We start from the raw sequence: 23,636 nt of genomic DNA on the forward strand, positions 1-23,636 counted from the left end.
TTCCTGCCGTCACACCCGACGGCCTTGGCCTCAAAACGTGCAGGGCCGGTCTCCTGGCTCGCGGTTCACTGGGTGCTCCGGCCTTCCCGAGCCTCAACGGCCCAGTGGCTGATCGAAGTCCCTCACCGCTTACAGTCGCGGGGGCGGCTGGGGTTTTGGGCGCCGCAACTGGGTCCGCCCACCCCCATTCCCGATTATGCTCCGACGCTTTGCGCCGCGTTGAGCACCATGCCTCTCCTGTGTGCCTCTTTCGCCGAGCCGGCGTCAAGTGGCGAGGCGCGGCCGGGGCGATCATGACGGATAATCCCCTGCCAGCGCGCCGAACAGGATCACGGCGGCGGTCGAGGGCGCGCCCCCGCGGGCAAGCTGCTCGGCAAGCTCGGCAATGGTGGTGCGGACCAGAAGCTCGTCGGAACGGCCGAGGGATTCGGCGACCAGCGCCGGGGTGTCCGCGGCGAGCCCGTGCGCGATCAATTTTGCGGCAAGCGCCGGAAAGGTGCGCCGGCCCATATAGACCACGGTCGTCGCTTCAGGGTCGGCCAGCGCCGCCCAATTCAGATTCGGCGGCAGATCGCCGGTGACGTCGGCGCCGGTCACGAACTGCACCCGGCGCGCGGTGTGGCGCCGGGTCAGCGGAATGCCGGCCTGGGCCGCCGCGGCACAGGCCGAGGTGACGCCGGGAACGATCTCATAGCCAATGCCGGCCTCGCGCAGCGTCTCGATCTCCTCCTCGAGCCGGCCGAAAATCCCGGCATCGCCCGACTTGAGCCGCACCACGCGCACCCCGGTTGCCGCATAGTCGACCAGCAGACGGTTGACGTGATGCTGCTTGGTCGAGGGGCGCCCCGCGCGTTTCCCCACCGCGACGAGATTGGCATCGGGCCGGGCCAGATCGAGGATCGCGCCGGAGGCGAGATCGTCATAGAGCACGACGTCGGCCTCGCGCAGCCGCGCGGCGCCCTTGAGCGTGAGCAATTCAGGGTCGCCGGGCCCGGCGGAGATGAAGGAAACAAATCCGCTCATCGATCCTCCGCGATCAGGTGAAAGAAGGTGCCGCTGACGTGGCCGCGCTGCGAGCCGCTCTCGGCGACGACGGCGCCCGTTGCATCATGCACGACCGCGAGCGGCGTGTCAGGCTGGGCAAGGATGGTCGAATAGTGAAACTCATGCCCACGCAGCCGCGCACCGGGGCGATGTCCCGGCATCGGCGCGGCAAGCGTTGCGAGGCGATAGCCGAGATGCATGCGGCGTTTGGCAAAGCTGGTCTCCAGGCCAAGCAGGCCCGTCATCTCGTGGCGGACACCGTCCGCGTCGGTCAGAGCGGTTCCGAGCACCATATAGCCCCCGCATTCGCCATGTACGGGCCGCGTTTCGGCGAAGGCCCGCAAGGCGCTGCGAAACCGGGCATTGGCGGCGATCCTGCCGGCATGCAGTTCAGGATAGCCGCCGGGCAGCCAGCACACGTCCGCGCGCGTATCAGGCGCTTCATCGGCCAACGGCGAGAACGGCACGATCTCCGCGCCCGCCGCGCGCCAGGCCTCCAGCATGTGCGGATATACGAAGGAGAACGCGGCATCGCGCGCAAGCGCGATGCGCTGGCCGGGTGGCACCACGTTCGCTCCGCTCGCCGCCGTCGGCGGCGACGACGACCAGCTGGCCGCGGATCGCAGCACCGCTTCGAGATCGACATGCTGCGCAACGAACCGTGCAGCCTCGTCGATCAGCTTTCCGATTTCCGCCTGCTCTTCGGCCTGCACCAGGCCGAGATGCCGCTTCGGCAGGCTGATCTCGGCATGGCGCGGCAGCGCGCCGAACACGGCGATGCCGGCGTCGACCAGCGCGCGCCGCACGAGGTCTTCATGCCGCGGGCTGGCGACGCGGTTGAGCACGACACCCGCGAGGCGCACACCGGCGCGGTAGTCGCGCAGGCCCGCCGCGATCGCGGCGGCCGTCTGCGCCTGCCCGGACGGATCGATCACCAGCACGACCGGCCAGCCCAGGATCTCCGCGATATCGGCGGTGGCACCGGTGCCGGACACGCCGCGCGCGGCAACGCCGTCGAACAGGCCCATCGATCCCTCGGCGAGCACGATATCGGCATCCGCGCCGCGGCTGACGAGATGCGCGATGGTGCCGCGATCCATCGCCCAGCTGTCGACGTTGACGGAGGCGCGTCCCGTCGCAGCGGCGTGGAAGGCGGGATCGATGTAGTCGGGGCCGCTCTTGAAGCACTGCACGTTCAGGCCGCGATGGCGCCAGGCACGCGCGAGCGCCAGCGTCAGCGTGGTCTTGCCGACGCCGGAGGCCGGCGCGGAGATGACGAGGCCTGCCGCCATCACGTCGCCTCCGGAAAGCGCGGCTCGGTGCCGACCGGCCGATAGCGGCGGTCGTAGTCGCCGGCATAGAGGCGGCTTTCGTCGAAATGCGCAGCGCCGAGCGTCCTGCCGACCAGGATCAGGGCAGTGCGCTCCATCTCGGTGCCGACAGCGGCATCGAGCGTCGCCAGCGTCGCGCGCACGATGCGCTGCTCCGGCCAGCTCGCGCGCCAGACGATCGCGACCGGGCAATCCTTGCCATAATGCGGCGTGAGCTCGGCGACGACCTGGTCGAGCAGATGGATCGAGAGATGGATCGCGAGCACGGCGCCGGTCGCGGCGAAGGCGCCAAGCTTCTCCCCCTCGGGCATCGCGCTGGCGCGGCCCGGCGTGCGCGTCAGCACCACCGTCTGGGCGAGCCCCGGCAGTGTGAGCTCCGCTTCCAACGCTGCCGCAGCGGCGGAGAACGACGGCACGCCCGGCGTCACCGTCACGGGAATATCGAGTGCGCGCAGGCGACGGAGCTGCTCGCCCATCGCCGACCAGATCGAGAGATCGCCGGAATGCAGCCGCGCGACATCCTTGCCGTCCGCATGCGCCGTAGAGATCTCCGCGATGATCTCGTCGAGCGACAGCGGCGCGGTGTTGACGATGCGCGCCCCGGGCGGGCAATGCGCCAGGACGCCTTCGGGCACAAGGGAGCCCGCATAGAGGCAGATCGGACAGGACGCGATCAGGTCGCGGCCGCGTAAGGTCAGCAAGTCAGGCGCGCCAGGCCCTGCGCCGATGAAATGCACCGTCATGCGCCGTCTCCTTCGGCGATCGCGGCCGTCGCCGTGCGGTCCTGCGAGACCACGCGCGTCGCAATCAGCCGGGCCCGTGGGCCCACGGCGGCGAGCGCCGCGGCTTCTGCGACCGATCCCGTGCCGAACTTTTCCGCGACCAGCCCTGATTGCGTGAACGTGTCGATGCCGGCCAGTGTCTCCGCTGGAATCGCCCTGATCGGCAGTCCGCACTCGCGCGCGAGCTGCTTCAGCGGTTCTGTATCGGCCTTGTCGCTGGCGGTCGCCATCGCGGCAAGCCCTTCCGGGCCGCCCGCAGCCAGAAGCGCCTCACGCAGCGAAGCCAGCGTGACATCCTTCCTGAATCCGAGCCCGGCGACCTTCATCGCACCACGCTCCATTGCACCACCGGTCGCGCCGCCTCCCAGGAGCGGTACCGGCCGAGCGGCGCGGCTAGCGCGATCTCGACCCGCATCAGCTCGCCGCCATGACGTTGATGCAGCTCGCCGAGCAGCGCTTCCGTCTCCAGCGTCACGGAATGCGCCACCAGCCGCGTGCCCGGCGAAAGCCGCGACCAGATGGCATCGAACGTCGCGTGATCGAGGCCACCACCGATGAAGACGGCATTCGGCGCGTCCAGCGCAGCAAGCGCTTCGGGTGCTTTCCCCGCGACGACAGTGATGCGGTGCGCCAGCCCGAACGCAGCCGCATTCTTGCCGATGTTGGCAGCCCGATCCTCGCGCGCCTCGACGGCGATCGCCGTCCCGCCGCACAGCGCCCACTCCACCGAGATCGAACCCGAGCCGGCGCCGATATCCCACAGCCGCTCGCCGGGACGCGGCGCCAACGCCGACAGCGCGAGCGCGCGCACGGGCCGCTTGGTGATCTGGCCGTCGTGGGCGAACAGATCGTCCGGTAGCCCTGAGCTGCGGGGAATGCCTTGCGTTCCCCTCGCCCACAAGGCCACCGCGACCAGATCTGCGGCGACCTCCTCGGCAAAGAGGTCGACGCGATGCTGGTCGATATATTCCCGTGGCCCGCCCAGCGCCTCGAGCGTCCACAACAGCGAGGCGCCCCATCCGCGCTCGGTCAGCCATTTCGCGAGGTCGCCGACCGCCGCCGCGTCGCGCATCAGGCAGATGATGCGCTCCTCTCGCGCCAGATGCGGCACGAGGCGCTCGAATGGCGCGGCATGGAGGCCGATGCACGTCACGGACTCCAGCCGCCAGCCCAAGCGCGCGGCCGCGAGCGAGAAGGTCGACGGTGCCGGATATGCCATCCACTCATCGCTACCGAGCTTCTCGGCGAGCACAGCGCCTGCGCCGTGCCAGAAAGGATCGCCGGAGGCGAGCACCACGGTCGGCTGGCCGCGGCAGATCAGCACGACCTTGGCGTCGAACGGCACCGGCCACGGACGGCCACGGCTGTCGACGCCGGCGAGCGCAAGATGGCGTTCACCGCCAAAGACAGTTTCGGCATCTGCGAGCGCCTTTCGGCTTGCTTCGGACAGCCCGGCAAGGCCATCTTCGCCGATACCGATGATGGTTAGCCAGGGATCAGACATGATGCGCGCCCTCATACTGGGCGGAACGGCCGATGCAAGCTTGCTCGCTGCGGAGATCGCGCGTGCCGGGCTCGACGCCGTCTATTCTTATGGCGGCCGCACCCGCGCGCCCGCCGACCAGCCGCTGCCGGCCCGCATCGGCGGCTTCGGCGGCGTCAGCGGGCTGGCCGACTACATCCGCCGCGAAGCCATCACGCGTGTGATCGACGCCACGCATCCGTTCGCTGCCGAGATGAGCCGCAACGCAATCGAGGCTTGTACGCAAACCGGCACGCCGCTGCTCGCGCTGGAACGCGCGCCTTGGACCGCGATATCTGGCGACAGCTGGATAGAAGTCGCCGATGTCAGCGCGGCGGTCGCTGCGTTGCCCGAGGCGCCAGCAAATGTATTCCTCGCTATCGGCCGGCAGCACATCGCGCCGTTCGCCAGCAAGCCACAGCATGTCTATACGCTGCGCTTCGTCGATCCGCCCGAAGCGCCGCTGCCCTTCGCTGCCGACGTGATTGTCTCGCGCGGACCTTTTACGTTCGACGGCGAGCTCGAGATGATGCGCGCCCGCGAGATCTCGTGGATCGTCGCTCGCAATTCCGGCGGCGACGGCGCGCGCGCCAAGATCGACGCGGCCCGCATGCTCGGCCTTCCCGTGGTCATGATCTCGCGACCGGAACTGCCCGAACGCCGACGGGTCGAGAGCGTCACCGAGGTGATGCAGTGGCTCGGTCATTCGACCCGCCTCGGTGCATAGACCCAGCGGCCGACGCGGCGTGTCTGCGAATTGCCGACGATGACCAGCGTGCGCATGTCGGCCATCTCGGGCGTCGCTTCGTTAAGCGTCACGGTCACGATCTTCTCGTCCGCCGCGCTGACCGCGCGCGCGAAAATCACGAGGCGCTCGCCGCAGCCGGCGTCCCTCAGCACCGCGAGCGCGCGGCCGAAACCTTCGGGCCGGCTCGCCGAACGCGGATTGTACATCGCGATCGAGAAATCGGCCTCCGCGGCGAGCCGCAGCCGCTTCTCGATCACGGGCCAGGGCTTGAGATTGTCCGAGAGATTGATCGCGCAAAAATCGTGACCGAGCGGCGCGCCGGCACGCGCGCTAGCTGCCAGCATCGCGGTGATGCCGGGCAGCACGCGGATCGGCAGCGCCTGATATTGCGGCGCCTGTTCGAGCGCCTCGAACACCGCCGAAGCCATCGCGAACACACCGGGATCGCCGGAAGACACGATGACGACCTGCCCGCCCTCGGACGCAAGCCGCAGTGCGTCGCTCGCCCGCTGCAGCTCCTCGCGATTGTCGGACGGATGCAGCGTCAGCCCGGCACGCGGCGGCACGCGCGCGACATAGGGCGCGTAGCCCAGAATGTCGGTCGCCGTCGCGAGCGCTGCCGCAACCTCGGGCGTCACCAGGGCATCGCTGCCCGGCCCGAGGCCCGCGATGGTCAGCGTGCCCGTCATTCGGCAGCGTCCAGATGCCGGCCCTTGCCGTGCACCAGCACGATCGCGAAGTAGGGACAGTCAGCGGCATCGACCTCGGCGAGCCGCACCACGCGCTCGCCCGGCATGGTGCCGCGCTCGACCAGCCAGGCGTCGCCCAGCCGGCCGGTAGCTGCGAGCGCGCGGCGCACCTTTGCAAGGTTGCGGCCGGTCTTCATGACAACGAGTGCATCGGAATCACGCATGCGGCGCTCGAGCTCGTCCTCAGGCAGCGTGCCCATCAGCACGGTGGTCACGTCGTCGCCGAGCGCGATCGGCCGTCCGACGCCGTTCCAGCAGCCGACCATGCCGGGAATGCCCGCGATCACCTCGATCTCGACGCGGCCCTGCAGGCGCGTGTGCAGATGCATGAAGGAGCCGTAGAAATATGGATCGCCCTCGCAGAGCACGACCACGTCGACCGCGCGCGACAGCCGCGCCAGGCGCTCGGCCCATTCGTCGTAGAAACCGGCGAGCAGTTGAACGTATTCCACGCTGTCGAACGCGATCTCCGTCGTGACAGGATATTCCATTGGGTATTCGGTGACGTCAGCGGCCAGCATGCCCTCGACGATACGCCGCGCCTGACCGGGCCTGCCTTTCTTGCGAAAATAGGCGACGTGCTTCGCAGCCCGCACGTTGCGATCGGAGCGCACGCTCATCAAGTCAGGATCGCCGGGGCCGAGACCGCAGCAGATAATGCGTCCCATCGCTATTCGCTCCGGCTCGCCAGCGCGTTCACGGCGGCAACGGTGATCGCGGAGCCGCCAAGGCGTCCTTCCACGGTCAGCGCCGGCACGGGCGGAGCGGCCATCAGCGCCGCCTTGGACTCGGCCGCACCGACGAAACCGACCGGGCAACCGATGATCGCCGCCGGCCGCGGGCAGTCTGGGTCCTCAAGCATGTTGAGCAGATGAAACAGCGCGGTCGGGGCGTTGCCGATCGCGACGATGGCGCCGCCAAGATTCGGTCGCCACAGTTCGAGTGCCGCTGCCGAACGGGTGTTGCGCATGGATTGCGCGAGCGCAGGCACGGTCTCGTCGCCGAGCGTACAGATGACGGCATTGGCCGCCGGAAGCCTCGCGCGCGTGATCCCTTCCGAGACCATGCGCGCGTCGCATAGGATCGGCGCGCCTCTTTGCAGCGCGGCGCGCGCGGCCGTCGCCATGCCTGAAGTGAAGCGGATATGCGCCTCCAGGCCGACCATGCCGGCGGCATGGATCATCCGCACCACCACCTGCTCTTCGTCGGGTGTGAAGCGGGCGAGATCGGCCTCAGTCCGGATGGTGGCGAAGGATTGCCGGTAGATCGCCGCGCCGTCGGTCTCGTAAATATGCGGCATCAGTGTCCTCCGACGAGGATGGAGGGATCGCTGACGATGTCGTCGCCGTCCAGGCCGCGCAGGCTCGGCTCGTCACGCGTCGAGCCATCGCGGACGAGATCGAAGCCGGCGCGCGTCGCGATCAGCGTGACCGCGGCCGTGCCGGAATGGGCGCAGCCCTTGCCGCAGCCGGAGACGTGCAGGCGCGCGTCGGCGGCAATGCGGGGCGCGAGCGCCGCGGCCAGCGCGCGGGTATCGGCGTGGGCCTCGCGGCAGCGCGGTGCGCCGCTGCAGGCGATGACACGCAGCGCGGGATCGAACGGCTCGGTGATGAGGCCCGCCCCGCTCGGCATCTCCCGCTTGCCCTCGCTCAGCACCATGCGCCAGGGCGTCATGCGCAGCGCATGGCCGCAGGTCGCGAATTGATGCAGCGTCGTGTGCAGCATCTGCCCGAAGGCGACGCCGACCATCGCGCCTTGCGGATAACACCCGGGCCGCGACGCCGCCATTACGGGCGCAGGCTCGGTCTCGCCGCGCAGCGATGGCGGCAATTCCACGCCGGAGGCGATATGGGCTGCCATGCGCCCTCGTCCGCCGCGCGCGCCGCCGGAGACCAGGAACCAGCTCGCAAGCGCCAGCGCGGTGCTGACGGCCTCGCCGCGCGCGACGGAACGGCCGAGCGTCGCACCGTCGGCTCGCACCAGCAGACCGCCGGAGCGATCGCGCTCGATGCGGATGTCCGCGGAATTTCCGGCAAGCACCCGCGACCGTCCGTCGTCGATGGCGAAGCCGAACTTGGTGGGAAGCGCGAGGCCGCTGTCAGCGAGCGCCTCCTCCAGCCCGGCGGCAAGCGACTGTGTTTCGTCGCCACCAGTCCAGAAAGGCATCACCAGAATGTTGCGCCTGGCTTCGACATCGGCGTCGGGGTCGAGCAGCGCCAGTTGCGCGAGGCCGTCGATCAGCGGCCGATGGCTTTGCTCGCTGACGCCCCTGATCTGGAGGTTGGCCCGGCTCGTCACGTCGATCAGACCGTTGCCGTGTTGCCCGGCGAGTTCGGCAAGCCCGGTGATTTGCGCGGCTTCGAGCCGCCCACCGAACGGACGCACGCGCACCACGAGGCCATCGCCCGACAGCATCGGGCGCAGCGCGCCGGGACACCAGCCCTTGACCGCGGCCGCGCTCATGAAGCCTCCCGCAGCGCCGCGGCGATCGAGTTGCGGCGCGTTTGCCACAGCGCCGCATCATGCAGGCGCGCAAAACAGCTTTCCATCGCGGCGAGCGCCGCGGGGTTCTCGCGCGCCATGAAGGCACGGACGTCGTCATGGCCGAGCGTCGCATCGTAATAGAGATCGAACAGATGCGGCGGCACGGCGCCGGCGAGATGCGCGAAGGCGGCCATATGCTCGAGCGTCGCCGTGATCTCGGCGGCACCGCGAAAGCCATGGCGCATCATGCCGGCAATCCAGGCGGAATTGGCCGCGCGCGCGCGGACGACGCGAGAAATCTCCTCGGTTAGCGTGCGTGCATGCGGCTGCTCCGGGCGCGTCGTGTCGAGGTGATAGAGAGACGGTTCCGCCGCACCGAGATGCGCTGCCGCCGCCGCGACGCCGGCCTCATGCGCGGCATAGTCGGCGGCGAGCAAAAGATCGGTTTCCGGCAGGTCCTGAACGTGGACAAAGGCGTCGGCGGCAGCGAGGCGCTGCTCGATGCCGGCGCGATCGTGCTGCATCCCGCCGTCCGCCACAAACGCCCAGGATGAAGCCGACAGCCAGGCTTCGCCGGCGGCGTCACGTGTCTCGGGTGTGAAGGCATCGGGGATCGCCGACTGGCCAACGCCGTATTGCCCGGGACGGGGCGCGAACACACGGGAGGTGCGGTGGCGATACGGGTTCTCATCGCCCTCGTCTTCGCGGCCTGCGAGCGCCTCGGAAGCCGCTTCGAACAATTGCGCGAGTCCCGAGAAGACATCGCGGAACAGGCCGGACACCCGCAGCGTGACATCGATGCGCGGGCGGCCGAGCTCGGCGGGCGCGACGATGTCGTAGCCGGTGATACGGCCGGAGGCGTGATCCCAGCGCGGCGCGAGACCGGCCAGATGCAGCGCCATCGCGAACTCCTCGCCCGCGGTGCGCATCGTCGCCGAGCCCCAGAGATCGACCACGAGGCCCTTCGGCCAGTCACCGTGATCCTGCAGGTGACGACGCAGCAGCTCCTCGGCGAGCTTGATGCCCTGCGCATGCGCCGACGGCGTCGGCACCGCGCGCGGATCGACGGCAAAGAGATTGCGTCCCGTCGGCAGCACGTCCTGACGGCCGCGATAGGGCGAACCGGATGGCCCTGGCGCAATGCGCTTGCCCGCGAGCGCGGAACGCAGCGCATCGCGCTCCGCTTCACCGCAGGTGCCGCGGCCGAACACGTGCAAGCCGTCGCCGTACTGGCTTTCCTTGAGATCGCAGACGAAGCGGTCGATCCGCGGAATGGCTTCGGCGGGCGCCGCGGAGGCATCGAGGCCAAGATCGTCTTCAAGGCCCGCTGCACGCGCCTCGTCGCGGATGGCGGCGATCAGCCGCTGGCGGCGCGCGGGATCCAGACCATCGGCGGTCGAATATTCATCGAGCAGGCGTTCGAGACGGCGCAAGCCTTCCGGCACGGCCGATGTCTCCAGCGGCGGCGGCAGGTGGCCGATGGTGACCGCGCCAATGCGCCGCTTGGCCTGCGCGGCCTCGCCGGGATCGTTGACGATGAAGGGATAGATGACGGGGAGATCGCCGATCAGCGCCTCCGGCCAGCAGGCGGAGGACAGCGCCACGGATTTCCCGGGCAGCCATTCCAGCGTGCCGTGCGCGCCCATATGCACGATTGCGTCGATCCCCTGCGCGCGAAGCCAGAGATGGAACGCGACGTAAGCGTGCCGCGGCGTGCGGGCGAGATCGTGATAGTCGGCATCGCGCGTGGTCGCATCGCCGCGCTCGGGCTGGACCGCGATGATCGATCGTCCGCATGGGCGCGCCGCGAAGCGGAAGGCGCCATCGCGGCAGCTCGGATCGGTCTCTGGTGCGCCCCAGGCCTGCGCGAGATCATCCTGCAGGGATTGCGGCAGGCGCGCGAGCGCGGCGCGATAGTCGGCGACGTTCCAGGCGAGCTGCTGGGTCAGCAACTGCTCGCCGAGCGCAGGCGCCGGCGCGACATCGTAGCCGGCCTCCGCGAGATCGGACAGCAAGGCTTCGACCGAAGCCAGCGCATCGAGACCGACGGCATGCGCGATCTGGTGCGGGCGGCCCGGATAATTCGAGAGCACGATCGCGGCACGCTTCGCGGCAGCCGGCGTTTCCGCAAGACGCTGCCAGGCCGCGACACGCGCGGCGACCGCCTTCACGCGCTGCTCATCCGGCCGATGGGCCAGATGCGAAAATTGCAGATCCGGATCGCGCTCCGCCGCCGACTTGAAGCTCACAACGCCAGCGAAGATTCGGCCGTCGACCTCGGGCAGCACCACATGCATGGCGAGATCGCCGGGCGACAGGCCACGCAGCGACTCCGCCCAGTCCTCGCGCCGCGCGGTGGACAGCGCAATTTGGAACACCGGGCACGAGGCGGCATCGAACGGCGTCGTGCCGTCGTCGCCCACGGCCGAGAACGCCGTCGCGTTGACGATCGCAGCCGCCGGATTTTTCGCAAGATACCCGCGCAGCCAATCGGCGACGCCTGGGGCCTTCAGCGAGGTGGCAAAGGCGCCATAGGCGTCGAATCCCTTATCTCGCAACGCCGCGATCAGCGCATCGACTGGGCCGGTGTCCGCGGCGGTGAGATAGGAGCGATAGAACGTCACGAGTGCGAGCGGCTTGGCTCCGGCTGCGGGCGCAGCGATGACGCCGCGCGCGGGATCGTAGAAGCCCATCTCGGGCACGGTCATCTCGCCGATGACGGGGCCGGCATACAGGCCCGAGGCCAGCGCAAGCTGCGCGATCGCGGCCTGCGCCGCGACCGGGCCGCCGGTGTCGCAGAGCACCTTCAACCGCCGCAGCGTCGAGACCGGCAAGGTCGAGTACGCATCGAGGCGCGTGTCGTCACGGCCATCGGCCGGCAGCACGGCGAGCACGATGCCGCGGTCCTTCGCGAGCTGCTGAAGCGCCGCGAGGCCGTAGGCCCAATAGGACTCGCCGCCGATCAGGCGCACGAGGATTCCACGCGCCTGCGACAGCGTGCGCTCGACATAGGTGTCGACCGACAGCGGATGACGCAGCTCCGCGAGATTGGCGAGCCGCAGCGACGGCAGCCTCTCGCGGCCCCGCCGCCAGCCCGCCGCGAACGCCGCAAGGTCGGAATCCGAATACGAGAGCACCACGAGATCGGCCGGATCCTGGCCGATGTCCCTTGGCGTCGCGGTCTCCTCGAGACCGCGGCTCTCGCGGAAGACGACGTGCATCAGATACCCAGTCCCGCCTTGATCGCAGCCTCGTCGATATCGCCGTGCTCACCGATCACGACGAGCTTCGACTGTCTGAGGCCTGCGCCCCAGGGCTTGTCGAACTGGTGGCGCACGCGCTCACCCACCGCCTGCAGCAAGAGGCGCATCGGCTTGCCCGCGACGGCGATGTACCCCTTGACGCGCAGCACGTTCTGCTCTCGCGCCAACTTCTGGACCGATGCGACCAGCGCATCGACGTCGGCGACTTCAGGAAGATCGATCACGACGGAATTGAAATCATCATGTTCGTGCTCCTCCTCGCCGTCGTGATGCGAGGGACGCGCGGCAAGATCATTCTCGGCGGCAGCGCCAAGGCCGAGGATGACGCGCGCGTCGATCGCGCCGTCGGTCACGGGCAGCATCGGCACGCGGCGCGGCATCTCGGCGGTGATCACGGCCTTGGCGGCCTCAACGCCGGCGGCACCGGCGAGGTCCGCCTTGGTCAGCAGCACGATGTCGGCACAGGCGATCTGGTCCTCGAACACTTCCGACAGCGGCGTCTCGTGGTCGAGATTTTCGTCGGCGGCGCGCTGCGCCTCGACCGCAGCCGGATCCGGCGCGAAGCGGCCGGCCGCGACGGCTTCGGCATCGGCCAGCGCGATCACGCCGTCGACCGTGATGCGCGAACGGATCTCGGGCCAATCGAACGCTTTGAGCAGCGGCTTCGGCAAAGCAAGACCCGAGGTCTCGATCAGGATGTGATCGGGCCGCACCGGCCGCGCCAAAAGCTTCTCCATGGTCGGGATGAAATCGTCGGCGACGGTGCAGCAGATGCAGCCATTGGCGAGCTCGACGATGTTCTCCTCCGGGCAGTTTTCATCCGCGCAGGATTTCAGGATCTCGCCGTCGACGCCCTCGCTGCCGAACTCGTTGACGAGCACGGCGAGCTTCTTGCCGTTGGGATTGCTGAGCAGATGCTGGATCAGCGTCGTCTTGCCCGAGCCGAGAAAACCGGTGACCACCGTGACCGGGACTTTTGCGAGCGAGTTCATTCGGCGGCCTCCGGCAACGCGGCAATGGGGGGAATGCGCGCAAGCGACTGCTTGCGGAAGATTTCAGGGCGGCTGCGCCAGGGCACCAGCCCGTCGGGCGCGGCCGCATAGGCCGCAGCGCCGGCGACGACGTCCTGCGCATTCGCATCCGACAGGCGGCCATAGACGTAGGACCAGCGGCCCGGCGCGCTCAGCGCCACCGAGCAGCCCTGGCTGCAGGCCGACAGGCATTCGACGGGAACCACATTGACGCCGTCGGGCACGCCGGCCTCGAGGATGGCGCCATGCAGGCGCTTGCCGGGCGTGGTTTCGCCCTCGCCGAGCGTCTCGCCGGCTTTGCAGGTGATGCAGACATGCAGTGTGACGGTCATCGCCTCTTCCAGATAACAGCGGGAGGCGATGAGGCACACGGACCATTCTCCTGAAGGGCCCGTTTCCCCGTCGCGGAACACCCCGTCCGCCGGTCCAAAACTCGTCCGCGCTGGCAGGTCTCCCGGCTTGCGGAGCAGGGCTTTTGGCCCTTCGATCCCCGCCTTCCCGATTCCCCGAGGGAATCAGTGGCTTCGGGCATCTCTCCGGTCACGGTCGCGGGGGCGGCTGCAGTTTGGAGCCAAATCTTGCCGATTCGGACCCTATCGCATTCCCTCTTCGCCTGTCATAGGACAGGAACCAACGCCGGGCCACCATTTGCCGGTGGCCGCCTCTTGTCAAGCCGAAGGACCGGGACCGATGACGCCTGAACCGGAGACCCAAACCGCCGAGGAATCTGACGCCCGGCACGCCCAGAAAATGGCGAAGAAGAAGGCCGCCCGCGACAAGATCATGGCGACCAAGAGCGGCGAAAAGGGCCTCATCATCGTCCACACCGGCGCCGGCAAGGGCAAATCCTCGTCGGCCTTCGGCATGATCGTGCGCTGCGTCGCGCATGGTTTTCCCTGCGCGGTCGTGCAGTTCATCAAGGGTGCCTGGGATACCGGCGAGCGGCGCCTGCTCACCGGCCATTTCGGCGAGCTCTGCCAGTTCCACGCGATGGGCGAAGGCTTCACCTGGGAGACACAGGACCGCGCCCGCGACATCGCCGCCGCACGCGCCGGCTGGGAGAAGGCCAAGGAGCTGATTCTCGACGAGAACCTGCGGATGGTCGTGCTCGACGAGATCAACATCGCGCTGCGCTACGACTATCTCGACATCGCGGAGGTGGTGGAGTTCCTGACGACCTCAAAGCCGCCGATGACTCACGTCGTGCTCACCGGGCGCAACGCCAAGGACGAGCTGATCGAGATCGCCGACCTCGTCACCGAGATGACGCTGGTGAAGCATCCGTTCCGCTCCGGCATCAAGGCGCAGGCCGGCGTCGAGTTCTGAGTTCGATGGCACGCGCGCTGATGATCCAGGGGGCCGGCTCTGACGTGGGCAAGTCGCTCATCGTCGCGGGCCTTGCGCGCGCTTTCACGCGGCGTGGCTTGCGCGTGCTCCCGTTCAAGCCGCAGAACATGTCGAACAATGCCGCCGTCACCGTCGATGGCGGCGAGATCGGCCGTGCCCAGGCGCTGCAGGCGCTCGCCGCCGGCGTCGAGCCGCACACCGACATGAACCCGGTGCTGCTCAAGCCCGAGACCGACGTCGGCGCGCAGGTGATCGTGCATGGAAAGCGCATCGCGACCGCACGGGCGCGCGACTATGCGGCGATGAAGCCGTCACTGATGGGCGCGGTGCTGGAGAGTTTCGAGCGCCTCAAGGCGCGATCCGATCTGGTGCTGATCGAAGGCGCCGGCAGTCCGGCCGAGGTGAATTTGCGCAAGTCCGACATCGCCAATATGGGCTTTGCGCGCAAGGCCGACGTGCCGGTCGTGCTGGTCGGAGACATCGACCGCGGCGGCGTCATCGCCCAGCTCGTCGGTATCAAGACGGTGATCGATCCTGATGATGCCGCGATGATCCAGGGTTTCGTCATCAACAAGTTCCGCGGTGATTCCACGCTGTTCGACGACGGCTACAGGCTGATCGAACAGAAGACCTCATGGCGCGGCTTCGGCGTGCTGCCGTGGTTTGCGCGCGCCGGCGAGCTGCCGGCCGAGGACGCGCTGGGCCTGAGCGATGCGCGCAAGCCGGGCCAATGCAAGATCGCCTGCCTTGCGCTGTCGCGCATCGCCAATTTCGACGATCTCGATCCGCTCAAGCTGGAGCCCGGCGTAGATCTCGTGCTGGTGCGCCCGGGCGAAGCGATCCCCGGCGACGTCAGGCTCGTCATCATCCCTGGCTCGAAGTCCACCCGCGGCGATCTCACCTTTTTGCGCGCGCAGGGATGGGACATCGACCTGCTCGCCCATCACCGCCGCGGCGGCCATGTGCTCGGCCTCTGCGGCGGCTATCAGATGCTTGGGCGCGGCGTCGCCGATCCTGATGGCATCGAAGGCCCCGCGGGCGATACGCCGGGCCTCGGCCTTCTGGAGGTCGATACGGTGATGAGCCCGCAGAAGACGCTGACGCGTGTCGCGGCCGTGCATGCGGCGACGGATCAGCCGATCGAGGCTTACGAAATCCACATCGGTCGTACCGACGGCCCGGACCGCGCCCAGCCCTTCGCAAAGCTGAACGGCGAGCCGGAGGGCGCGATCTCGCGCGATGGCCGTGTGCAGGGCAGCTATCTGCACGGCCTGTTCACGTCCGACGCTTTCCGCAAGGCGTATCTGGCGAGGCTCGATATTCAAGCAGGCGACGAGCCCTATCACGCCAGGGTCGAGAGCGCGCTCGACGCACTGGCCGATCACATCGAGAAACATCTCGATGTCGAGGGCCTGCTCGCGCTAGCGCGCTAGCACCTCGGCAAGGCGCGTCCATTCGGCTGCGCTGCCGGGCAATCCGAGGCGCAGCCATGTCGGTTGTTGTGCGAAGACACGCGACCAGATGTGGCCGCGCGCAAGCTTCTCCTGCGCAGCAAGCGCGTTCGGCGTCTCGTAAAGCCGAAACAGCGGCGCGCCGCCAACCAGCCGCCAGCCCTGCACGCGCGCCATCTCGTCGAGCCGAGCACTGTCGCGCACAAGCCGCGCGGACGTGGCGTCGGCCCAGGCATCATCGCGCAAGGCGCGGCAGCCGATCGCGATGGCCGCGCCCGAGACTGGCCATGGACCCGAAAACGCAACGAGCTTGTCGATGTCCGCGGCATTGCTGATTGCGAATCCGAGTCGCAGGCCAGCCAGGCCGTAGAACTTTCCAAAGGAGCGCAGGATCAGCAGCCCCGGCCGATCCGCTTCCGACGCGAGCGACAATTGCGGAACGGCATCGGCAAAGCTCTCGTCGATCACGAGACGTCCGACATGCGGCAGCAACGCCAGCAGATCTTTGGGCGAATGGCGGCGGCCGTCGGGATTGTTGGGATTGACGACGATGGCGAGGTCCGCGCCTTCGAGCGCAGCAGGCTCTTCGACCTCCTGCACATCCCACCCCGCGGCCGCCAGCACGCCGGCATATTCATTGTAGGTCGGCGCCAGGATGCGCGCACGCCCGGGCGGCGCCAGTTGCGGCAAAAGTTGAATGGCGGCCTGCGCACCGCCGAGCGCGACGAGCGGCGCGCGCGTGCGATAAGCGTGATGCGCCGCCTGATGCAGCGCCTCGATCTCGGCGCGCGAGGGCAGCGCGGTCCAGGCGCGCGCACTCACTTCGCCCACGGGATATGGCAACCGGTTGATCCCGGTTGACAGGTCGATCCAGTCCTCCGCGCGCCCGCCAAAGCGCTGTTGGGCCAGATCGAGATTTCCACCGTGCTCGCGCATGCCCCGTTGTTTCACGCGAAGCTGACGATCGCAAGCACGCCGGCGAGCAGCAGCATGGCGCGGCGGTAGACCGCAAGTCCCTCGCCGATGTCGGCGGCCAGCGGATCGCGCGCGCCTTCGTTGAGCCACGGCTCGTTCGTGATGCTGCCGTGGTAGATGCGGGGACCGCTGAGCCGCACGCCCAGCGCACCTGCCATCGCAGCTTCCGGCCAGCCGGCATTGGGCGAGCGGTGACGGCGCGCATCGCGCGTCATGCACGCCAGCGCCACCGATCGCCTTGGCGCCAGCAGCACGAACAGAAAGCCGGTCAGACGCGCGGGAATGAAGTTCGCGACATCGTCGATGCGCGCGGCGGCCCAGCCGAACGCTTCGTGCCGCTCGCTGCGATGGCCGATCATGGAATCCAGCGTGTTGATGGCCTTGTAGCCGAGGATGCCCGGCAGGCCGAACAGTGCACCCCAGAACACCGGCGCGACGATGCCGTCCGAGGCATTTTCGGCAAGGCTTTCGATCGCGGCCCGCGCGATGCCGGCTTCATCGAGCGCTTTGGGATCGCGACCGACGATGCGCGAGACCGCCTCGCGCGCAGCGGCGATGTCGCCCGCCAGCAAGGGGCCAGCAACGGCGGCCACGTGATCATGCAGCGAGCGCAGCGCGACCAGCGGCCAGGCCAGGAGTCCGACCATCACGATCTGGATCCAGCCCGTGGGAAGCAGGAGCTGAATCACCCAGCCGATCATGCTCGTGAATGCAATTACCAGCAGCGCGCCGGCGATCCCCGCCGCGCGGCGGAGAGCCGGCGGGTCGGCATCGCGATTCCAGCCAGCATCGATGGCACCGATCAGCCGCCCTAGCCAGGTCACGGGGTGGCCGATCCGCGCGAACAGCCACGACGGCCAGCCCACAAGGGCATCCACCGCCATCGCCACCATCATCGCACCCGCAAAGCCCAATCCCGCCTCCTGTCCCGCCCCTGTTGCGCAAAGCAAGGGGCGAGCGCAAGCCCCTCCGCGCCTGATTTCGGCTTTGTCTTTGGCCGCGATTGGTGGTTAGTCAGGCGCTCCAGGAGACCTTCATGGCCGTCATCTTGATTACCGGCGGAGCGCGATCGGGCAAGAGCAAGCGTGCGGAAATGCGCACGCGCGCCTTTCCCGGGCAGCCCGTCTATGTCGCGACGGCCGAAGCGCTCGACACGGAGATGGAAGCACGCATCGCAAAGCATCGCGCGCGGCGCGGAACCGACTGGATCGAACGCGAGGTGCCGCTCGATCTCGTGCCGGCGCTGGTCGCGACGGATGGCGGTGGCGCAAGGCTGGTGGATTGCCTGACGCTATGGCTCTCCAATTTGATGCACGCCGAGCGCGATTGGGAACGTGAGGTGACCGAGTTCGCCGGCGCCCTGCCCCGTTTGAACAGCCCCGTCGTCCTCGTCACCAACGAGGTTGGTCTCGGCATCGTCCCCGACAACGCGCTGGCACGCCTCTATCGCGACGCCGCCGGATTCATGAACCAGACGATCGCGGCCGCCGCCGACGAGGTCGAGTTCGTCGTCGCCGGCCTGCCCATGAAACTGAAATGATGCCGCGCGCCGAGCTTCTCAAGGACATCGTTGCCGATCTCAGGATGGCGGTATCCTTCGTCACGATCCTCCCGGTGGCATCGTCGAAGCCCGCAGCTGACGGCGCCGTCGCACGCGCGAGCTGGGCGCTTCCCGTCGCAGGACTGCTGGTCGGCCTGGCCGGCGCGTTCGTCTACAAGGTCGCCATCCGCGTCGGCCTCGCGCCGAACCTTGCCGCGCTGCTTACCCTTGCGACCACCGCCCTCATCACCGGCGCGCTGCACGAGGACGGTCTTGCCGACACCGCGGACGGGCTCGGCGGTGGCCGCACGCGCGAGCGCAAGCTCGAGATCATGCGCGACAGCCGGATCGGCACCTATGGCGCGTGTGCGCTGATCCTGTCGTTCGGCCTGCGCTGGAGCGCTCTCGCCGTCATCGCCAACCCCCTCGCCGTCGCGCTCGCGCTGTGCGCGGCGCATGCAGCAAGCCGCGCCGGCGTGCCGGCCTTCATGTTGCTGGTGCCGCCCGCCCGGCCGGACGGGCTCTCGGCGAGCGCCGGAGCGCCGCCCGGCCGCAGCGTCGCTGTCGCCTTTGCACTGGGCACGCTCGCTCTTGTCCTGACGCTCGGACCAGGCAAAGCGCTTTCCGGCTTGATCCTGCTCTCGCTCGCCGGACTGTTGCTGGCGCGGCTTGCCATTCGCCAGATCGGCGGGCAGACCGGCGACATCCTCGGCGCATTCGAGCAGCTCGGCGAGATCCTGATCCTGCTGGTCGCCGCGTCCTTCCAGACGGGAGGCTGATCCATGGTCGCGTTCGACGACACGTTCCGCAGGCAATTGCACGAGCTGTTCGTGTGGCGCCGCGACGTGCGCCGCTTCCGCAGCGATCCGCTGCCGGAGGGCGCCATCGATCGGCTGATCGAAACCGCCTGCCTCTCCCCCTCGGTCGGCCTCAGCCAGCCCTGGCGCTTCGTCCTCGTCGACGATGCCATGCGCCGCCGCGCGGTGATCGACGATTTCAAGGCGTGCAATGCCGATGCGCTGGGCTGCTATTCCGGCGAGCGCGCGGCGCGCTATGCCACACTGAAACTATCGGGCCTCGAACAGGCGCCCGGCCATCTCGCCGTGTTCGCCGACAAGGCCAGCGACATCGGCCACGGCCTCGGCCGTGCGACCATGCCGGAGACCACGGAATATTCCGTTGTCGCCGCCATCACCGCGATGTGGCTCGCCGCGCGCGCGGAAGGCATCGGCATCGGCTGGGTCTCGATCCTCAGCCCGGATCGCATTCACGGCATCCTGGACGTGCCCGAGACCTGGAAGTTCATCGCCTATCTCTGCATCGGCTACCCCGAAGTCGAGTGCGACCAGCCGGAGCTGGAGCAGGCGAAGTGGGAACGCCGGCGCGGGGCGGAGGAGTTTACGCTGCGGCGTTGAACGGACGGCGCGTCAGGTTCGAACGTGAGAAGCTACCCAAAATTCATCCTCGTCATTGCGAGCGCAGCGAAGCAATCCAGAAACTTTCCGCGGAGGGATTCTGGATTGCTTCGTCGCAAGGGCTCCTCGCAATGACGGGTGAGAGAGCAGCGCTCGCAATGACCAAGCTGGTGCTGCGCTAATCGAAATCCGGTCTCGTGCCCCGAACGCAGCGCAGCGCCTCCCTGGCGATGCGAAGCATCGTCCGGCGAGCGGTGCGCTGCAGAGCCGGGGCCCATTTAACAGCAAGTGCCGTAGCCTCCTGGGTCCCGGCTCTGCGGAGCGTCACTGCGTGCCGCACCGCGTCCGGGACACGGACTGTTGGTCCATCCTCGTCATTGCGAGGAGCCCTTGCGACGAAGCAATCCAGAGTCCCTCCGCGGAGGCAGTCTGGATTGCTTCGCTGCGCTCGCAATGACGGGGAAAGAGCGTCGGGCCGCCGCTACGACTTGCTCCTGCCCGCCACCGCTGGCGGGGCGCTTTCCTGCTTCTGGAACATCAGGAGCGGCCGGAAGATGACGCGGCCATAGGCCTCGTAATGGTTCTGGGTGGACACCGCCATCTTCACCGGCGTCGCGTAATTCGCTTCGAACGTCATGAACTGGGCATAAGTCCAGGAGAAGCCGACGCCGACTGAGGCCATTTCGGTGACGCCCGGGAAGGTCGAATACACCGCGCCCCAATCGGTGAAGACATAGGTGTCGAAGCCCCGGAGCCATTGCGACCAGTTGTAGTGCAGCTCGGCGTTGACATAATAGCCGCTGTCGCCGGAGGCGGCGTTGGAGGGATAACCGCGGACGGTGGTGGGACCGCCGATCGAGAAGATCTGATCGCCCGGCAGCAGCTTTTCCTGCGTGTACTGCCAGCTCGCCAGCACATTGGCGCTGAAATTCTGAGGTCCCGCAGCGCTGGTCGCAAGCAGCGAGCCGGTATAAGTGTTGAACGCGCGGTTGTTGCCGAGCACGAAGTCGTGCCACGCCACGTAATTCACCGCCGGAGAAACGGTGATCGAATAGCTATTGCCGGATTTGGTGACCGAGACGCCCGCCGTGGACTTGTCGTAGTGATCGTCGGTGACGGCGATGGTGGCAAAACGGCTGACCGTCTTGCCTTCGGTCAGGGCTGCGTTGAGCAGCACCAGCCAGTCCTGCGTCACCCAGACCGGCTGGCTGAAATTGACCGCGGCCTGACTGGAGCGGCCGGTGACGTCGAGCGCGACGAACGGTCCCTGGACGATCTTGATCTTGCCTTCGGTATAGCTGACGCCGGCACGGCCGCCCCAGGGATTGACCGGGATGTTGTAGGCGACATTGCCGTTGAGATTGCCGTCGGAACGGACGCCGTAGAAGGTCAGGCGGTCGTCGACGCCGAACAGGCCGTGGCGCTTGTAGAACGCCCCGCCCTCCCAGCGTCCGGTGTTCTCCGAGCCCTGGTTGTCGGTGAAGAGCTGCAACGTGTCGACCGGCGGCTCGATCACGGCGAACTGGAGGTCGGTGAGGCCAAAACTCGTGCCGGGCTGCAGCAGCGCCTTGATCTGCACGTCATTGGTCCGGTTGAACCAGGTCACGTCGCGGTTGAGCTTGGGAACGTCGAGGACCTCGCCTTCGGGCTCCTTCACGCGATCGAGGATGTAATCGGTGCGGGTCTGCTTGTTGCCCTCGAAGGTCGTCTTCTGAAGCCGGCCTTCGGTGAGCTTGACGCGGACGATGCCGCCCTTGGCGTCCTGCTCCGGCAGAGTCGCAATGCCCGTGACGATGCCGCGCGCGGTGTAGACGGCGTTGATGTCGGCAACGAGCTGCAGCAGCGCGGCGATGTCGACATCCTTGCCGACATATTTCTTCGCGATGTCGTCCAGCTCTGCCGGCGTGATGAATTTGGACTCGTCGAACGTCACCTTGCGCAGGCGGAACTTCGGTCCACCCGGCTTCAGCAGCTGGGATTTCTCCCGTTCGCCGCCGATCACCGCCGGACCATTGAGCTTCGGCGGCGCGCTCTGCTGTTCGAGCTGGCGTCGCTGCCGGTCGACGTCGTTCTGGATCACGCCGGGATTGATCGACTGGGCGCGTGCAGCAACGATGCTGGACGCTGCCAGCCCGATCGCCAATGCTGCCCCCAGAATCCGCATCCCTGCCCCAGTTACCATGCCTGTGCGAGGCGGCCAACGGCCGGCTTCGCCATTTCAACCGCCGCGTCCTTCCAGCCCGCGCGGCCCGCACGCTGCCCCTTCTGGCGCAGCTTGCGCATGTCGCTGATCCCTTCGATGTTGACGGCGGGGCCGGAGCCGACGGCCTCGACCGGCCGCGGCATCAGCAGCGCGTCGAGCCGCGCCTGGCCGGAGAGACCGAGCAGGTAGAACGTTCCGCCATCCTTCTTCGCCAGCCAGCTCTCGATGCTCTCCTTGCCGTCGCCGTCGACCGCGATGTTGCGCACCATGCTGGCGCCGGTGAAGTCGTTGCAGCAGGTGTGGCCCGGTCCGTAATTGGTGACGGTCGCGGAGACGTCGCCGGTATAGAACACCACATAGGCGTTGCTGACATTGGCGTTGCCGACCTGGCTCATCGTGAACACACCGCCGGGCTGGTAGAGCTGGAGGCTCGGACCATTGGTCGGCGCCAGCGAGCGATTGTTGAGTAGCACCTGCTGGGTCGCGGTGGTGAGCATCAGCTGGCCCGGCACATAGCCGTTCAGGATCGAGACGGCGTGCGCGTCGGTCCAGAAGTTCGCGTCCACCACCCTGAACTGGTTGACGATGATGCTGTCGGGGTCGATCCAGATGTTGGCGGACTTGGCGACGCCGCCGTTGTAGCCGGTGATGTTCATGACCAGCGGGATCGCGGGGTTCGACCGGACCTGCTCGCCCCTGACGTTGATCGTGTCGGCCGCGAGATCGAGCTCGCTCACGACGCTGACCCAGTTGATGGTCAAATCACCCGACGACCGCATCTTGACGACGTTGCCGCTGACCCGGTCGAACGCCACCGATCCGGCCACCTGGAAATGCGTGTCGCCGTTGGCGGAGATCGATCCGCCGCGCAGCGAGCCGGTGTCGGACGTGACGTTGAGGTCGCCGGCATCGCCCGGGATGCCCGTCGTGGTGAGCTGGCTGAAGACGATATCGTTCACGGCGTGCAGGGTCTGCGTGCCGCCGCTGATGGCGGTGCCGACGGTGATCCCTCCCGTCGTCGCGGTGACGTCGAGCGTGCCGCCGGCATTGAGATTATCCCAATGAACGACCGTTCCACTAAGGACCGCGTTGCCCGTCGAGGCCGTGAGGTTGTGACCGGTGTTGGTGGTTGCGGCGATCAGCCTCGCCGAGCCGTTGGCCGAGACCGAGCCGAGCGTCGGCACGCCGCCTGAGATCACAGTCTGCGCCAGGATGAAACCAGTGTCCGCGGTGACGTTGATGCTGCCGGCATCGCCGTTGACGCCCGTCGTGGTCAGCGCCTTGAAGGTGACGTTGTCGCGGGCGTGGATGGTTTGCGTGCCGCCGCTCTGCGCGGTCTGGAAGGTGATGCTGCCCTGCCCCGCGGTCGCGCCCAGGCTCGTGCCGACATTGAGCACGTTCCAGTCGATCGGACCGCCATTGGCGGTCAGCGAGCCGGAGCCGGTGGTGGTGGAGAATGTGTTGCCGGTGACGGTCGTTGCGGCCAGCAGGCTCGCCGAGCCATGGGCCGAGACCGAGCCGAGCGTGGTCGCGCCGCCCGACGTCACCGTCTGCGCCAGGATGAAGCCGGTGTCGGCGGTGACGTTGATGCCGCCGGCATCGCCATTGACGCCGGTGGTCGTCAGCGCCTTGAAGGTGACGTTGTCGCGGGCGTGGATGGTCTGCGTGCCGCCGCTCTGCGCGCTCTGGAAGGTGATGCTGCCCTGCCCCGCGGTCGCGCCCAGGCTCGTGCCGACATTGAGCACGTTCCA

The 23,636-nt window shown here is 67.9% G+C and carries 22 protein-coding genes and 2 riboswitches; of the genes, 6 read left to right on the top strand and 16 right to left on the bottom strand.

What is annotated here, in order from left to right; translation table 11 throughout:
* Positions 1–26: 26 nt before the first annotated feature.
* Positions 27–246, bottom strand: a riboswitch (cobalamin riboswitch).
* Positions 247–291: 45 nt separating this feature from the next.
* From cobA to cbiE, 5 genes are read right to left on the bottom strand one after another with little or no spacing between them, the layout of a single operon-like run.
* Positions 292–1,023: a uroporphyrinogen-III C-methyltransferase gene (gene cobA, locus QRQ56_RS11925; RefSeq protein ID WP_438739988.1), complete on the bottom strand. Its 732-nt coding sequence runs from the start codon at positions 1,021–1,023 to the stop codon at positions 292–294.
* Positions 1,020–2,336, bottom strand: coding sequence for a cobyrinate a,c-diamide synthase (locus QRQ56_RS11930; RefSeq protein WP_438739989.1), 1,317 nt, complete (start codon positions 2,334–2,336; stop codon positions 1,020–1,022). The genes cobA and QRQ56_RS11930 overlap by 4 nt, the downstream gene beginning before the upstream one ends.
* Entirely contained in the window at positions 2,336–3,118 is a 783-nt protein-coding gene (cobM, locus tag QRQ56_RS11935; RefSeq protein WP_438739990.1) for a precorrin-4 C(11)-methyltransferase, read from the bottom strand. Before cobM ends, QRQ56_RS11930 begins: the two co-directional genes overlap by 1 nt.
* Positions 3,115–3,483 carry a cobalamin biosynthesis protein gene (locus tag QRQ56_RS11940; protein WP_438739991.1) on the bottom strand — a complete coding sequence of 123 codons (369 nt, stop codon included), beginning with the start codon at positions 3,481–3,483 and terminating at the stop codon, positions 3,115–3,117. Before QRQ56_RS11940 ends, cobM begins: the two co-directional genes overlap by 4 nt.
* Positions 3,480–4,661 carry a precorrin-6y C5,15-methyltransferase (decarboxylating) subunit CbiE gene (gene cbiE, locus QRQ56_RS11945; RefSeq protein WP_438739993.1) on the bottom strand — a complete coding sequence of 394 codons (1,182 nt, stop codon included), beginning with the start codon at positions 4,659–4,661 and terminating at the stop codon, positions 3,480–3,482. The genes QRQ56_RS11940 and cbiE overlap by 4 nt, the downstream gene beginning before the upstream one ends.
* Here cbiE and QRQ56_RS11950 point away from each other — a divergent pair.
* On the top strand, positions 4,660–5,406 hold the full coding sequence (locus QRQ56_RS11950; protein WP_438739994.1) for a cobalt-precorrin-6A reductase: 747 nt from the start codon (positions 4,660–4,662) through the stop codon (positions 5,404–5,406). The two genes, cbiE and QRQ56_RS11950, sit on opposite strands and share 2 nt — an antisense overlap.
* Here QRQ56_RS11950 and cobJ read toward each other — a convergent pair.
* From cobJ to QRQ56_RS11985, 7 genes are read right to left on the bottom strand one after another with little or no spacing between them, the layout of a single operon-like run.
* Positions 5,382–6,116 carry a precorrin-3B C(17)-methyltransferase gene (gene cobJ / locus QRQ56_RS11955; RefSeq protein WP_438739995.1) on the bottom strand — a complete coding sequence of 245 codons (735 nt, stop codon included), beginning with the start codon at positions 6,114–6,116 and terminating at the stop codon, positions 5,382–5,384. The two genes, QRQ56_RS11950 and cobJ, sit on opposite strands and share 25 nt — an antisense overlap.
* Positions 6,113–6,844 (bottom strand): precorrin-2 C(20)-methyltransferase, encoded by a 732-nt coding sequence (locus tag QRQ56_RS11960; protein ID WP_438739996.1) that lies wholly within the window; start codon positions 6,842–6,844, stop codon positions 6,113–6,115. Before QRQ56_RS11960 ends, cobJ begins: the two co-directional genes overlap by 4 nt.
* Positions 6,845–6,846: 2 nt before the next feature.
* Complete coding sequence (locus tag QRQ56_RS11965; RefSeq protein ID WP_438739998.1) at positions 6,847–7,476, bottom strand: precorrin-8X methylmutase; 630 nt, start codon at positions 7,474–7,476, stop codon at positions 6,847–6,849.
* Positions 7,476–8,639 (bottom strand): precorrin-3B synthase, encoded by a 1,164-nt coding sequence (cobG, locus tag QRQ56_RS11970; protein ID WP_438739999.1) that lies wholly within the window; start codon positions 8,637–8,639, stop codon positions 7,476–7,478. The genes QRQ56_RS11965 and cobG overlap by 1 nt, the downstream gene beginning before the upstream one ends.
* The gene (gene cobN / locus QRQ56_RS11975; protein ID WP_438740001.1) at positions 8,636–11,881 is read right to left on the bottom strand and encodes a cobaltochelatase subunit CobN; all 3,246 of its coding nucleotides are present in this window, start codon (positions 11,879–11,881) and stop codon (positions 8,636–8,638) included. Before cobN ends, cobG begins: the two co-directional genes overlap by 4 nt.
* Positions 11,881–12,915 (bottom strand): cobalamin biosynthesis protein CobW, encoded by a 1,035-nt coding sequence (gene cobW, locus QRQ56_RS11980; RefSeq protein ID WP_438740003.1) that lies wholly within the window; start codon positions 12,913–12,915, stop codon positions 11,881–11,883. Before cobW ends, cobN begins: the two co-directional genes overlap by 1 nt.
* A complete protein-coding gene (locus tag QRQ56_RS11985; RefSeq protein WP_438740005.1) occupies positions 12,912–13,286 on the bottom strand; it encodes a DUF1636 family protein in 375 nt (124 codons plus the stop codon). The genes cobW and QRQ56_RS11985 overlap by 4 nt, the downstream gene beginning before the upstream one ends.
* A gap of 95 nt (positions 13,287–13,381) precedes the next feature.
* Positions 13,382–13,604: riboswitch (cobalamin riboswitch) on the bottom strand.
* Positions 13,605–13,644: 40 nt separating this feature from the next.
* On the opposite strand from QRQ56_RS11985, the gene cobO reads away from it, so the two are divergent.
* Positions 13,645–14,280 (top strand): cob(I)yrinic acid a,c-diamide adenosyltransferase, encoded by a 636-nt coding sequence (cobO, locus tag QRQ56_RS11990; RefSeq protein WP_438740006.1) that lies wholly within the window; start codon positions 13,645–13,647, stop codon positions 14,278–14,280.
* 5 nt (positions 14,281–14,285) lie between these two features.
* Entirely contained in the window at positions 14,286–15,734 is a 1,449-nt protein-coding gene (locus tag QRQ56_RS11995; protein ID WP_438740008.1) for a cobyric acid synthase, read from the top strand.
* Here QRQ56_RS11995 and cobD read toward each other — a convergent pair.
* Together cobD and cbiB are read right to left on the bottom strand one after the other, a co-directional pair.
* The gene (cobD, locus tag QRQ56_RS12000; protein WP_438740010.1) at positions 15,723–16,688 is read right to left on the bottom strand and encodes a threonine-phosphate decarboxylase CobD; all 966 of its coding nucleotides are present in this window, start codon (positions 16,686–16,688) and stop codon (positions 15,723–15,725) included. The two genes, QRQ56_RS11995 and cobD, sit on opposite strands and share 12 nt — an antisense overlap.
* 11 nt (positions 16,689–16,699) lie before the next feature.
* Positions 16,700–17,641: an adenosylcobinamide-phosphate synthase CbiB gene (gene cbiB / locus QRQ56_RS12005; RefSeq protein ID WP_438740012.1), complete on the bottom strand. Its 942-nt coding sequence runs from the start codon at positions 17,639–17,641 to the stop codon at positions 16,700–16,702.
* Between the two features lie 122 nt (positions 17,642–17,763).
* On the opposite strand from cbiB, the gene cobU reads away from it, so the two are divergent.
* The 3 genes from cobU to bluB are packed head-to-tail and all read left to right on the top strand — an operon-like array spanning position 17,764 to position 19,682.
* Positions 17,764–18,267 (top strand): bifunctional adenosylcobinamide kinase/adenosylcobinamide-phosphate guanylyltransferase, encoded by a 504-nt coding sequence (gene cobU, locus QRQ56_RS12010; protein WP_438740013.1) that lies wholly within the window; start codon positions 17,764–17,766, stop codon positions 18,265–18,267.
* Positions 18,264–19,046, top strand: a complete 783-nt coding sequence (cobS, locus tag QRQ56_RS12015) for an adenosylcobinamide-GDP ribazoletransferase (RefSeq protein ID WP_438740015.1) — start codon at positions 18,264–18,266, stop codon at positions 19,044–19,046. The genes cobU and cobS overlap by 4 nt, the downstream gene beginning before the upstream one ends.
* Positions 19,047–19,049: 3 nt before the next feature.
* On the top strand, positions 19,050–19,682 hold the full coding sequence (gene bluB / locus QRQ56_RS12020) for a 5,6-dimethylbenzimidazole synthase (protein WP_438740016.1): 633 nt from the start codon (positions 19,050–19,052) through the stop codon (positions 19,680–19,682).
* A 481-nt stretch (positions 19,683–20,163) separates the two neighbouring features.
* On the opposite strand, the gene QRQ56_RS12025 is transcribed toward bluB, so the two are convergent.
* Together QRQ56_RS12025 and QRQ56_RS12030 are read right to left on the bottom strand one after the other, a co-directional pair.
* Positions 20,164–21,846: a ShlB/FhaC/HecB family hemolysin secretion/activation protein gene (locus QRQ56_RS12025; RefSeq protein WP_438740018.1), complete on the bottom strand. Its 1,683-nt coding sequence runs from the start codon at positions 21,844–21,846 to the stop codon at positions 20,164–20,166.
* A gap of 11 nt (positions 21,847–21,857) precedes the next feature.
* On the bottom strand, positions 21,858–23,636 hold a 1,779-nt coding region (locus QRQ56_RS12030), incomplete at its 5' end, for a beta strand repeat-containing protein (RefSeq protein ID WP_438740020.1).

This window comes from Bradyrhizobium sp. U531 (genome assembly GCF_051710265.1).
Lineage (GTDB): Bacteria > Pseudomonadota > Alphaproteobacteria > Rhizobiales > Xanthobacteraceae > Bradyrhizobium.